The organism is Anaeromusa sp., from assembly GCF_028691475.1.
GTDB lineage: Bacteria > Bacillota > Negativicutes > Anaeromusales > Anaeromusaceae > Anaeromusa.
The window spans coordinates 16,068-27,876 of the sequence record NZ_JAQUZF010000026.1; the positions used below are offsets into that span (position 1 = coordinate 16,068).

Below are 11,809 nucleotides of genomic sequence, written 5' to 3' on the forward strand. Positions count from 1 at the left end.
TTCACCTCCTTCACGCCATGCCAGCGGCCACGCGCACCACTTCGGACAAGGACGTCAGGCCGGCTGCGGCTTTGGCAACGCCATCCTCACTCATGGTATGCATGCCTTCTTCCCGCGCCGCCGCGGCGATTTCGTAGGCAGCCGCCTTTTCTTGAATCAGTTGGCGCAGTCGTGACGTCACCGGCATAACCTCGTAAATCGCCTGCCGCCCCCGATAGCCGGTTTGACCGCAGGCAGCGCAGCCGCAACCCTTTACAAAGGACCGCTTGCCCTCAGGCACGTCTTTAAGCAGCATCTCTTCCGCCGTATGTTCCGCCGGCTGATAAGATTGCCGGCACTCCTGGCAAACCAGGCGGACTAAGCGCTGCGCCACCACTCCCAATAGCGAAGCAGCCACTAAAAACGGCGGAACGCCCAAATCCAAAAGCCGCGCAACCGCCCCGGCCGCATCGTTAGTGTGCAGGGTACTGAAGACCAAATGTCCGGTCATGGCAGCCCGCACAGCCGCGTCCGCCGTCTCGGCGTCACGAATTTCTCCTACCATAATAATATTGGGATCTTGCCGCAAAATCGCGCGCAAAGCCGTGGCAAAAGTAAGTCCTGCTTTCGCATTGACCTGCACCTGATTCATGCCTGCCAGCTGCAGTTCCACCGGGTCCTCAATGCTCACTAAGTTGCTCTCCGGCCGATTCAATTCCGCCAAGGTCGCATATAAGGTGGTTGTCTTGCCGCTCCCGGTCGGACCGCAGATTAATATGATTCCTTGGGGTTTTTGATAGAGCAACCGGTAACGTTGCAAAGCATCTTTGCTGAAACCCAAGGTTTCTATATTCTGTCGCATGCCCCGAAAGGGCAAAATGCGCAGTACCGCCTTTTCTCCGCCCTGCACAGGCAAGGTAGATACGCGCACATCCACGTCCTGATTCTCTTTCTGTACCCGCCAGCGTCCGTCTTGAGGCAAGCGCTTTTCGGCAATATCCAGTGCGCTCAACAACTTGATGCGCGATAAAACCGCAGCCTGCATTTCTAGCGGTAACAGCTCTTTTTCGCGGAGCATGCCGTCGATTCGGAACCGCACCCGCAGCCCCTGCGTCGCAGGTTCAATATGAATATCACTAGCTCTTTCCTGCAGAGCCTGCTGCAATAACGCATCTACCAGTTGAGGCACCGGCAGCCTAGCCAGCTCTTTCGGTTTCTCAGCGCGAAACTGCCTTGATGCCAACGCGCCCTCTCGCACCGCCACCGCCTCCTTTATTTAGAAATTCGCAAACATAGAAAAACGGCGCTTTGCAGCGCCGTTAGCGAATCGTTCTCTAAAATAGCGGTTCTCTAATTAAAAGCGCTTTAAAAAGCGATCTCGTTCTAACCCGGCCCGGACTCCTGCAAAAAGTCATGCAGCTTGGCGTAAAACACCTCGCGCGGCGCCGTTTGGCCTGTCCACAGCTCGAAGGCCAGCGCTCCCTGCTCTGCCAGCATACCCTCTCCGGTCACGGTCCTGTGTCCACGTCTGGCCGCCTCCTGTAAGAAAGCCGTCTGCAAAGGCCGATAGACAATATCACAGCAAACAGCGTCGTTCTTCAGGCGCTCCCAAGAAATATCCGGACACTGCCCCAGCGACTTGCCAGCCATACCTAAAGAAGTGCATTGCACAAGCAAATCGCATTCTTCCAGCAGAGCTCCTGCTTCAGCCGCTGCCCCAAGAGAAACCACACGCCCTTGCTTACCGGTTGCCGCTTCCAGCCAATCCGCCTGCTCCGGCCGCCGAGCCGCCACAGCTATACTTGCTGCACCAGCCTCCGCCAGTCCCGCCGCAACCGCCCGCGCCGCGCCGCCTGCTCCGAGAAGCACCACGCGCCGACCTTGCACTGCCACCTGTCTTCTGGCCAAGGACGCCGCAAAACCAGGAGCGTCGGTATTGTACCCTTTCGCGCGTCCTTCCTGAAATACAAGGGTATTCACAGCGCCAATGCGCCGCGCCATTTCATCTAGTTCATCCACAAAGGACATGATCTCCACCTTGTGAGGCACCGTAACGTTAGCCCCGGCAAACCCCAAGGTAATTAAAGAGTTGATGGCATTGCCAATCTTAGCCGGCTCCACAGCCAACGGCACATAGGCGGCATCAATTTGCAACGCTGCAAAAGCAGCGTTTTGCATAGCCGGGGAAGCCGTATGCCCCACTGGCCAGCCAAGAAGCCCGTACAATTTCGTATGACCAGTTATCGTTGTCATGCTCTGCTCCAGCCTTTCTATGTCTTTTTATGTTTTCTTCTGCAATGATTTCACATTTCCTGCCCCTGTCAGCAAAAGAAAGGACTCTTTTCATCTTGAGATATTTGGACAAATGTGGTACTCTCAGGCCGTACCTATCAAGTCCCTCGAAAGGAGCCAGTCATGCAAGCCATCGTTAATGGCCGCCTGGTCACCACCGATTCCATACTCTCTCAATGGGCCCTAATATTCCATCATTCCCGCATTGTAGCTCTCCTGCCGCAGCAGAACCTGCCCTCCGATATGCCTTGCATTGATGCTGCCGGACTTTATGTTTCCTCCGGCTGGATTGATGCTCATCTTCATGGCTGCGGCGGTTGCGATGTTATGGATGCTCTGCCGAAGTCCGTAGATACGATCAGCCTTCTGCTGGCTTCTCAGGGAGTTACTTCCTTTTTACCTACAACCATGACCATGGACTGGCAGCGAATTGAAGCCGCCTTGCAAAATTTGAGTCAAGCTTCCTGGCCAGGGGCCTGCTCGTTAGGCTGCCACCTGGAAGGGCCGTTTCTCAGTGCTATGCGGCAAGGTGCACAAGCGCCGCAGCATCTGCGTTCTTTTGATTTTTCCCTTCTCAAGCCTTATCTAAGACAGCTGCGTTTGCTTACGATAGCCCCTGAAGATCCCGGCGGTTTGGATTTCATTTCCCGCTGCTGCGACGCCGGCCTCATTGTCTCTATCGGCCATAGTAACGCAACCTACGAAGAAGCCTGCCAAGCCTTTGCTGCCGGCGCCTCCCATCTCACTCATACTTTCAATGCTTTGCCGCCCCTGCATCATCGTCAGCCAGGCGTCATAGGAGCTGCGTTAGATCTTGAGCATGTATATTGCGAAATCATAGCTGATAATCTCCATGTTCATCCAGCTATGCAACGTCTTCTCCTGCGCCAAAAAGGCGTAGACCGCCTGCTGCTTGTAAGCGACTCCATGCGAGCCGCCTTGCTTGGCGAAGGTCGCTATGATTTGGGCGGACAAACAGTCAACGTAAGCGACGGCGCCGCTCGTTTAGAAAATGGCGCTCTTGCTGGCAGCATTACTTCTTTGCCCCAAGAGCTGCGAAATTTCCAAGTGACAACCGCCCTCTCTTTGCCAGAGTTACTGCGCACCGTAACAAGCACCGCCGCCCAAAGCGTCGGCGCATTCGCAACAAAAGGCAGCTTAACCCCTGGCAAAGATGCCGATTTTGTTCTTTTCCATGATGATTTTACGGTTGAAGCAACTTATGTAGCCGGCCGCAGCGTATTCCACCGAAACACTGACTGTTGCGCATCTCAGCATCCACTAAACTATACATAAACAAAGGAGTTGTCTGCATGTTTTCTTTCTTGCAACGCAATGCCAAATCGTTTCAACTGCATGCCCCGGCTCCGGGCAACGTGCTTCCCTTAGCCAATGTTCCTGACGCCGCTTTTGCCGGAAATCTCCTCGGTGAAGGTTTCGCCGTCGAACCAGAGGGACATCAAATTTTCTCGCCTTGCGACGGCACTATCGCCTTGATTGCCCCAACCAAGCACGCTATCGCGCTCATAACGGAGAATGGCCTGGAAATCCTCGTCCATGTCGGCTTAGATACAGTGGAACTTAACGGCGAAGGCTTTGAAATTCATGTGCAAGTCGCTCAAAAAGTTAATAAAGGAGAACTACTGCTCTCCTTCGATCCCCGCGTACTGACGGCGCATAATAAATCTTCTATTACACCGGTTGTAGTTACCAACAGCGCCAGCAAAGTACAAAAAGCCGTTTTTTCCACCAACGCCGACGCGAAAGCCCCTTGCTGCCTGACATTAAAATAAAAAGAGTAGACCTGCTCTTAGTCCAATTAAATCTGGAGACGCAAGAACCCCTCGATCCTTGGGTTCCTTAGAGCTCCAGATTTTTTTATTTTTCTCCGTTACCTTTTTCTCTTAGAAGCGTTTATATAAGCAAAGGAGTTGATATACATGTCAAAAATAATCAAAACGTTCTGTTCCCTCGCTTTGTTTGTCGCGTTGCTTGGTCCCACTGCATTGGCTGCCGAAGTCTCTTCAGCCACGGAAGTTCAGGTAAGCGGCGTTTACCAGGAGGAAATTGCGCCGGATGTCGTCTACATCAACTTGGGTACGCTGACCGAAGCCGACACCGTAGGCGCAGCCCAAAGCAAAAATGCGGAAATATCCTCCAACGTCCAACAACAGTTAGAACGCATCGGCATCAAGACGGAACATATAAAGACCACCCAATACACCGTAACCCCGCTCTACAAAAATGATGACAGTCGTCGCAACTATGTAATTAAAGGATACCAGGCCACGAACAGCATCACGGTAACCACCACGCCGGACAAAGCGGGCGAAGTGATCGACACCGCCCTTACTGCCGGCTGTAACCAGGTAAATCATCTGCAATTTGGCAAAAAAGATGATGACGCTGTTAAAAACGCCGCTCTAGCGCAAGCCGTACGCAATGGTCTCAATAAGGCCAATGCCATTGCTGACGCCTTGAACAAACGCGTTGTCCGAGTTAAAACTGTCACGGAAAGCGGCATCAGCGTTCAAAGCCCAGAATCCTCCAACCGGATGTACAGCCTTAAAGCCCTGGGCGATGCAGCGCCGTCTACGCCGATCTCCGCGGGCCTGCTAAAACTGAACGCCACCGTCCACTTAGTGGTCGAATTGGACTAAAAATTGAAAACTCATAAGAAAATAAAGGAGGGCTGTGGAATTTTCCACAGCCCTCCTTCCTTCCCAGTAAGAGCATTCCTTTAAGAAAGCACGGTTGAAAGACGAAACAACGAAGGTTCAATTGTTTTTTGGCACGTTACCGCATCTTTCAGCGATACGGAACAAATGGTTCCTGTACGATAGCCAAACATAATATTAGACAGTCCCTGTAAAAGCGCCAACACAGCCTTTTCCGCCAAAGCGCTAGCCAACAGCCGATCCATGGCCGTAGGCGAACCGCCGCGCTGAATATGTCCCAAAATGGACACCCTGGTCTCAAAATTTGTCTCCTCGGCAATGACCTTGCCGATTTCTATAGCGCTCCCAGCGCCTTCTGCAACAACGATAATGCTGTACTTTTTGCCGCAATCCCGCGAGGCGACAAGCTGCTTGCATATGTCCTGGAGATCATACTCCATTTCTGGAATTAAGATATGTTCCGCCCCGCCGGCCAAACCGGTAGTCATCGCAATCCAACCGGATTTACGCCCCATTACCTCCACAACAATGACGCGGCGATGCGCCGAAGCCGTATCTCGCAGTTTGTTAATCGCATCCACCACCGTATTAATAGCGGTATCAAAGCCTATAGAATAATCAGTACCCCAAATATCGTTATCAATACTGCCGGGAAGGCCAACTACAGGCAGCCCCATTTCCGCCAACTTCATCGCTCCAGTCAAAGAGCCGTTGCCGCCGATAACCACCAAGCCTTCAATCCCTTTTTGACGTACATTTTCTATCGCTTTCCGCTGCCCTGCTTCAGTATGAAACTCCTCACAGCGAGCCGTACCCAAAAACGTACCGCCCCTCTGAATAATATCCCCTACAGAACGGGAGGTCAGCAGTTCCATTTCGCCCGCCAGCATCCCAGCATAGCCATTATAAATCCCCCAGACTTCCGCTCCTTCATGAAGCGCTACACGCACCACAGAGCGAATGGCTGCGTTCATTCCCGGCGAATCGCCACCGCTAGTCATTACTGCAATCTTTTTGAGCATGTCCTTGCCCCCTTGTCTTTTCAAGTCAATTTAATTTTATTATACCTTTTCATCAGAACTGTGTCACACTATTTTCAAATTTCTCCTCTCCAGACATAATTGTCTATAAAAAAAGAGTCAGCTTTCGCTAACTCTTTTTCCCTTACACAGGGATAGTTATTTACTATATCCTTGTACGTAATCCGCGCCAAGAACTTCATATTTTTGCAAATCCAAAAGCAACTGCTCATGCGAGCCGTTACTTTCTTCCATGATTCTTTGAATCTGATAACGCCGATATCCCAAAAATGCTAACTTCTGTTGCATTTGTTGAATGCGATGATCCATTCTCTCTCCTCCTTTATGCGTGCTTCTGGTAACATGGTCGGGCTAAACCATTTCCTTTACCGAGACCATCTCACATTGCTACCAGTCACGACGAGAAGAGTTACAGCATCTGCTTCACGTTTTTTGGAAATTCCTGCTAATGATCTTGTTAAGAATATCATAGAACACAAAAAATTGCAAGAAAATAATTATCTATTTAGTATGAGAAGCCGCTTGTGTTCATTTTTCTCATATCTCCTTGTTGTTTTTTAATTTTTTGCTTAATATTGTTTTTCCATGGTTGACTTTTGTCTTTTCGATGATATTCTTTAACTAAGAAGAGGACCATTTGGTTCCAGCAACTGGGATGGAAGATCAAATCGTCCGCTTCCAGCACTCTCGTCTGGCAGCTCTGCATCCTGAGCGGCAGGTAAGGCCGTCATACCAGCAGAGAAGGCGAGTCACAATGGTATGAGCCGTTGCAAGTACGACTCTTGCAGGAAAAGATCCAACAAGCAAATGCTTGCGGTGCTTCCCGAACGGCTGCAATCAGGATAAGAAAAGTAAGCCGACAGTATGTTCACTGCCGGCTTACTTTTTATTTTGCGTTTTCTTTTTTATCCTCTTTTTTATTCTTTTTTCCGTTCATTTCATTTTGCAGCATCTCGGCAGCAGCCAATACCGCTTTCTTGGTCCTGCCGCCAATAATAACATGGAACTGCGGCTTCCACCAAGAACCGCCAATCCTGCCAAAAAGAATATTGGCTTTAGGGTTCGCCGTGGATACCGTTTTTATGGATTTAGACAGGTGCCATTTAAGAAAGAAATAAATGGACAACGAAAATTCGGTCCGAAACGGATTTTGCACCCGATAGATTCGATTGTCCCCCTTAACTAATGTTTTTGCCGTAAGCTGCATTTGTCTTTCTTGTTGTCTCGGAAACTGCATATTGACTCTCCTTTTTAAAAATCTTTCATTGTTCCATTGTTTACAATTACACAATTTCGACCGTTTTTCTTTCCTCTATACAACGCAATATCCGCGTAATTCATGACCGCATCAATCGTTTCTCCTTTCTGCATCGCTGCAATCCCTAACGTCACTGTAACCTGTATATTGCGCTCTTCATCCCACAATCCAGTTTGAGCGATTTGTTCACGTACACCCTCTAGCAGCTGCTGCGCCTGCTCGCTAGTAGTTTCAGGCAGCAATACCAAGAATTTTTCCCCGCCCCATCTAGCAACAACATCCTGCTTTCTAAGAGAGCTTTTTAACATACCGGCAACCATTAAAAGAACCTTATCTCCTACCTCATGGCCATATTCGTCGTTGACTTTTTTAAAGAAGTCAACATCTGCAAGGGCTAAGGAAAAAGTGCAGGCTTCTTGTGAAAACTGCGCTAACTCTTCTTCAATTCGCTTTAGAATATAGCGCCGGTTATAAATTCCCGTAAGTTGGTCCGTCTTCGCGGCAAAATCCAGTTCATAGTTAACTTCGGCGCTATTTTCCTTGACCGCTTCCTGCTCTATTTTGAAACGCGATAATTCGGCTTCCATCTTTTGCAGTTCCACAGTTCTCTCTTGAAGTTTTTTCTCCAGCATTCGGTTAATCTGTTTTATTTTTTCTTCCGCCGCGTTTCTTCGTGAACGGTTAAGCAGCAGGTATAAAATAAAAACACTTGCGAAAAGAATTGCTCCACCGCTAAAGAGCCACCCTTCATAACGCTCCCAAAACGATGGCTCTTTATATTGTACCACACTATCTGCCGGTAAAAGAGCTTTATCAATATGCCATTTTTTTAATTCCCGCCCATCAAAGGCATACGTATTCAACGAAGGATCCTCTTTAAGATATTCTTCGCCTTTAAGAACAGCTATGCCTGCTCGGGCTGCTTCTTCCCCTGCGGCACTCCAGTTTCGCTGATATCCGCCTACAGTCCCTTGACCAAGAAATGATGCATCCGTTGTATAGATCGGACCCTTAGCCACTTGAGATAGTTCTTTTAAAACCTGATCCGAAGCGTAGCGTTGCCCCGTTATATCCACAAGACAGCTCAAAAATAATACCGCACTATCTTCGCCGCCCTCTTCTACTTCAGCTACCATGGCCTCTCGAGAGAGATTGTTGGTAAATACTAGCTCCGCCTGATCTTCATATTGACTTGCCAAGGGCAAAAACGCTTCAATAACCTCACGTTCCAAGATCGAATCGCCAGCAATAATTACGATCTTTTTCGCAGAAGGCTTTATTTTTAAAATGAGTTCGATGTTTTTACTCAGGTCGTCTCGGAAATTACCTACCCAGGTTATATTGGCTGCTATCTCTTTGGTTTCAAGCGGTTGCAAGGCGACAATAGGCACGTCAGGAAATACTTGCTGCGAATAGTCCCCCAAGAATTGTGTTACTGTATCTCCAGCGACAATCAGATCCGGCTTTTGTTTTTCATATTTCACTTGAAAATGCCTGGCGCATTCTTCTAAATATCCTTCTTGATTAAAGCGCGCTATATCAAGATATTCATAAGAATACGAGGCAATATAGTCCGGCTGCCGTTGAAATTCTCTTTTTAAACCGCCGTTAAACCCTTCCACCGCAGCAAACTCAGGAGAAAATCCATTTAAAATCAGAATATTCCTTTCCTCAGGATTGGCAAAAACTTGGCCTCCAAACAGCACATTGCCCCAGACCAATACTACCAAAATCCTTTTGCATAAGCTCCCTAGCCAATATCTCATATAACCCTCTTTGCACGCAGCTGCACGCTCGCGAATGCTTTTTCACAATCTGGACAGTGGATATTATAACATTTTATAGTTACCAAAGGGTAATCTATTTTTCATTTTACGCCTAAATAAATTATCTTTTTTCTAGCTTTCAACTTCTTCGCCGCGCAAGAAGTCGGTTCAGCTTCCCTTATGATAGTAATTAATTAGCTCTCATTTCCCCATACTTAAAGGTTTTTTTTACATCCTGTCGTATTTTTCCACTAATCAACAAGAATAGCATCTATTTCCTTTTTCTTCTTTACGAAAGGATGATTACAAGTGAAGTATTCTCCCCTTGATTATCAACAGTATAAACTCATTCAATATTGATGATTGATCTGGACAATTTCAAGGCGGTCAACGATCATCTTGGCCATCAAGCGGGCGACATGGTCCTGCAGCAAGTTGCGGCAATCCTAACTGCTTCAACCCGCTCGCAAGATACAGTTGGTCGTTATGGAGGCGAGGAATTTATTGTTGCTTTAGCAGATGTAGCACCCCATATTGCCTGGGATATTTCAGAACGAATCCGTGCCTCTATCGCTAATAATTCATTTCATGTCAAGCAAGACCATGCCGACGCTCACCTCAGCATAACCGCAAGTTTAGGTCTTAGTCATCTAAAAGCTGAAGATACTGTCACGACGCTAGTTCTGCGAGCTGATCAAAGTTTATACTTGGCCAAAGCAAGCGGAAAAAACTGCGTTAAGTCTCTCAGCTGATAACTCCCGCACGCCTTGCGTTTTATCAACTTACAAGCCTTCCAGTTCTTCGCCGCCGCGCAATTGCACCGCTTCGGCGATATGCTGTATCTCAATGCCTTCGCTAGAGTCTAAGTCGGCAATAGTTCTAGCTACTTTCAGCAGGCGATCGTGGGAGCGCGCGCTCATGCCCAGTTTTTGAAAAGCCTGAGCCAACAGCCGCTCCGCTTCCGTACTCAAATGACAATACTGCAAAATTTGGCTGTGTGTCATCGCTGCGTTTACTAATGTCCCACCAGCTCCAAACCGTTCTTTTTGACACGCTCTGGCCCGTTCCACTCGCTGGCGTATGCAAGCCGAGCTTTCCGTTTTTACGCTGCTCTTCATTTCACCATACGAAAGCGGCGCCACCTCAACTCGCAGATCAATACGATCCAGCAAGGGACCGGAAAGACGCTTTTGATACCGCCGGATTTCTCCGTCGCTGCACTTGCAAATATGCGGCCCTTGGGAGCCAAACCAGCCGCACGGACAGGGATTTCTGGCTGCTATCAGCAAAAACGAGGCCGGAAACGTATAATTCCCCTGGGCTCTGGCGATGGAAACGCGCCCCTCTTCCAAGGGTTGACGCAATACCTCCAGGACCTGACGCGAGAACTCAGGCAGTTCGTCAAGAAATAGTACGCCGCGATGACTTAGGGTAATTTCTCCCGGACGCGGCACCGAACCGCCGCCTACCAAGCCAGCCATCGAGATCGTATGATGGGGCTGCCTGAAGGGGCGTTGTTGAACAAGACCGGCTTCTCGCGGCAGTAACCCTGCAATACTATAAATGCGAGTTACTTCCAGCGCTTCCTCTGGCGTAAGCGTCGGCAAAATGGAAGGAAGCCGCCGCGCCAGCATCGTTTTGCCAGTCCCTGGCGGGCCGCTTAATAAAACATTGTGTTTACCGGCCGCCGCAATCTCTAAAGCTCGTTTCGCGCCTTGCTGCCCTTGTACTTCGGCAAAATCCCCTCCAGCCAACACAGGAGACATGCTTTGAGCCATCTCTGCCGCATCCGCCGGCAGCAACAGCTTTTTCTTTTGCAAATGCTCCATCAATGCCTGTAAGGAAGCTACGCCAAAAGCCTGTACGCCAGTTACCAGCGCCGCCTCCTGCAAATTCTCCTGCGGCACATATACCGTCTGGATTCCCGCCTTGCGGCAGGCGTCTACCATTGCTAAAACACCCGGCACAGGGCGCACCAAGCCCTCAAGAGACAGCTCGCCCATCGAAACAATGCCGCGAATATCGTCCGGCTGCAGCTGCCCGGTTCCCGCTAAAAGCCCTAAGGCTAGCGGCAAATCCAAAGCAGCCCCTTCTTTACGCATATCCGCAGGCGCCAAATTGGCCGTAATGCGCCGCGCCGGAAATTCAAAACCAGCGTTCCGCACCGCCGCCCTCACTCTCTCCCTAGCCTCTCGTACCGCCGTGTCCGCCAAGCCGACAATTTCAAAGGCAGGCAGCCCATTCGATAAATCCACCTCGACGGTAATAGGCACGCCCTCAATACCGCAGGTGGCGCAACCAAAAGTTTGCGCGTACAAAACACATCCCCCCCCATGCGAGAAGCCGGCTCTCCGTCTGTTGACGTAGAGCCGGCCTTGCTGTATTTGCCCCTACATGCCAAAAGCATTGGGTATATGATGAATCACCGGAGCTTCTTCTTGCTGCAGCACTTCAATTACATCCATGCGGCAGGCCGCTTCGGTCAAACCCTTTTGCAGCAGCCACAGCTGCGCCGTGCGCAGCAATTTCCGCTGTTTGCCCCAAGTAACAGCCTCCGCCGGACTGCCATATCCAGCGCTGTGTCTTGCTTTCACTTCTACAAAAACGATGATGCGTCCCTGGCGGGCAATAATATCTATTTCTCCCATCGGACAACGAAAGCGTCGCTCTAAAATAACATAGCCTTCCTTGGCCAGCCAGTCAGCCGCACATTCTTCGCCGGATAAACCAAAGGCCAGATGCCGGGCCATCTCACGCCCTCCGCCGGCCAAGGCGCTGGTCTACGCGGTAAACGTA

12 protein-coding genes are annotated in these 11,809 nt (G+C 49.7%); 4 read left to right on the forward strand and 8 right to left on the reverse strand.

Translation table 11 applies throughout. The features are described 5' to 3' along the window. Positions 1-10: 10 nt before the first annotated feature. Together PHF27_RS05585 and aroE are read right to left on the reverse strand one after the other, a co-directional pair. The gene (locus tag PHF27_RS05585; RefSeq protein WP_300067168.1) at positions 11-1,237 is read right to left on the reverse strand and encodes a GspE/PulE family protein; all 1,227 of its coding nucleotides are present in this window, start codon (positions 1,235-1,237) and stop codon (positions 11-13) included. A gap of 125 nt (positions 1,238-1,362) precedes the next feature. Further along, positions 1,363-2,232, reverse strand: a complete 870-nt coding sequence (gene aroE / locus PHF27_RS05590) for a shikimate dehydrogenase (protein WP_300067170.1) — start codon at positions 2,230-2,232, stop codon at positions 1,363-1,365. A gap of 162 nt (positions 2,233-2,394) precedes the next feature. On the opposite strand from aroE, the gene nagA reads away from it, so the two are divergent. The 3 genes from nagA to PHF27_RS05605 all read left to right on the forward strand — a co-directional run bounded on the left by nagA (position 2,395) and on the right by PHF27_RS05605 (position 4,931). Beyond that, entirely contained in the window at positions 2,395-3,567 is a 1,173-nt protein-coding gene (gene nagA / locus PHF27_RS05595; protein WP_300067172.1) for an N-acetylglucosamine-6-phosphate deacetylase, read from the forward strand. A gap of 17 nt (positions 3,568-3,584) precedes the next feature. Beyond that, positions 3,585-4,064 carry a PTS glucose transporter subunit IIA gene (locus PHF27_RS05600; protein ID WP_300067173.1) on the forward strand — a complete coding sequence of 160 codons (480 nt, stop codon included), beginning with the start codon at positions 3,585-3,587 and terminating at the stop codon, positions 4,062-4,064. A 147-nt stretch (positions 4,065-4,211) separates the two neighbouring features. After that, positions 4,212-4,931 (forward strand): SIMPL domain-containing protein, encoded by a 720-nt coding sequence (locus PHF27_RS05605; protein WP_300067174.1) that lies wholly within the window; start codon positions 4,212-4,214, stop codon positions 4,929-4,931. 80 nt (positions 4,932-5,011) lie between these two features. Here PHF27_RS05605 and pfkA read toward each other — a convergent pair whose 3' ends face one another. The 4 genes from pfkA to PHF27_RS05625 all read right to left on the reverse strand — a co-directional run bounded on the left by pfkA (position 5,012) and on the right by PHF27_RS05625 (position 8,731). After that, positions 5,012-5,971 carry a 6-phosphofructokinase gene (gene pfkA, locus PHF27_RS05610; RefSeq protein WP_300067175.1) on the reverse strand — a complete coding sequence of 320 codons (960 nt, stop codon included), beginning with the start codon at positions 5,969-5,971 and terminating at the stop codon, positions 5,012-5,014. Between the two features lie 156 nt (positions 5,972-6,127). Continuing rightward, complete coding sequence (locus tag PHF27_RS05615; protein WP_300067176.1) at positions 6,128-6,298, reverse strand: hypothetical protein; 171 nt, start codon at positions 6,296-6,298, stop codon at positions 6,128-6,130. A gap of 577 nt (positions 6,299-6,875) precedes the next feature. Beyond that, positions 6,876-7,226, reverse strand: coding sequence for a hypothetical protein (locus tag PHF27_RS05620; RefSeq protein ID WP_300067177.1), 351 nt, complete (start codon positions 7,224-7,226; stop codon positions 6,876-6,878). Between the two features lie 14 nt (positions 7,227-7,240). Beyond that, positions 7,241-8,731: a diguanylate cyclase gene (locus PHF27_RS05625; protein ID WP_300067179.1), complete on the reverse strand. Its 1,491-nt coding sequence runs from the start codon at positions 8,729-8,731 to the stop codon at positions 7,241-7,243. 641 nt (positions 8,732-9,372) lie between these two features. Between PHF27_RS05625 and PHF27_RS05630 the strand changes: the two genes are divergently transcribed. Beyond that, positions 9,373-9,765 carry a GGDEF domain-containing protein gene (locus PHF27_RS05630; protein WP_300067185.1) on the forward strand — a complete coding sequence of 131 codons (393 nt, stop codon included), beginning with the start codon at positions 9,373-9,375 and terminating at the stop codon, positions 9,763-9,765. A 30-nt stretch (positions 9,766-9,795) separates the two neighbouring features. Here PHF27_RS05630 and PHF27_RS05635 read toward each other — a convergent pair whose 3' ends face one another. Together PHF27_RS05635 and PHF27_RS05640 are read right to left on the reverse strand one after the other, a co-directional pair. Continuing rightward, positions 9,796-11,331, reverse strand: a complete 1,536-nt coding sequence (locus tag PHF27_RS05635) for a YifB family Mg chelatase-like AAA ATPase (RefSeq protein ID WP_300067181.1) — start codon at positions 11,329-11,331, stop codon at positions 9,796-9,798. Positions 11,332-11,403: 72 nt separating this feature from the next. Next, on the reverse strand, positions 11,404-11,763 hold the full coding sequence (locus PHF27_RS05640) for a YraN family protein (protein ID WP_300067183.1): 360 nt from the start codon (positions 11,761-11,763) through the stop codon (positions 11,404-11,406). Between the last annotated feature and the right edge of the window lie 46 nt (positions 11,764-11,809).

Bases quoted from the DNA above. Each gene is read 5' to 3' on its own strand.
- PHF27_RS05605 (WP_300067174.1), top strand. From the start codon at position 4,212: ATGTCAAAAATAATCAAAACGTTCTGTTCCCTCGCTTTGTTTGTCGCG.
- PHF27_RS05620 (WP_300067177.1), bottom strand. From the start codon at position 7,226: ATGCAGTTTCCGAGACAACAAGAAAGACAAATGCAGCTTACGGCAAAA.
- pfkA (WP_300067175.1), bottom strand. From the start codon at position 5,971: ATGCTCAAAAAGATTGCAGTAATGACTAGCGGTGGCGATTCGCCGGGA.
- PHF27_RS05630 (WP_300067185.1), top strand. From the start codon at position 9,373: ATGATTGATCTGGACAATTTCAAGGCGGTCAACGATCATCTTGGCCAT.
- PHF27_RS05615 (WP_300067176.1), bottom strand. From the start codon at position 6,298: ATGGATCATCGCATTCAACAAATGCAACAGAAGTTAGCATTTTTGGGA.
- PHF27_RS05640 (WP_300067183.1), bottom strand. From the start codon at position 11,763: ATGGCCCGGCATCTGGCCTTTGGTTTATCCGGCGAAGAATGTGCGGCT.
- aroE (WP_300067170.1), bottom strand. From the start codon at position 2,232: ATGACAACGATAACTGGTCATACGAAATTGTACGGGCTTCTTGGCTGG.
- nagA (WP_300067172.1), top strand. From the start codon at position 2,395: ATGCAAGCCATCGTTAATGGCCGCCTGGTCACCACCGATTCCATACTC.
- PHF27_RS05600 (WP_300067173.1), top strand. From the start codon at position 3,585: ATGTTTTCTTTCTTGCAACGCAATGCCAAATCGTTTCAACTGCATGCC.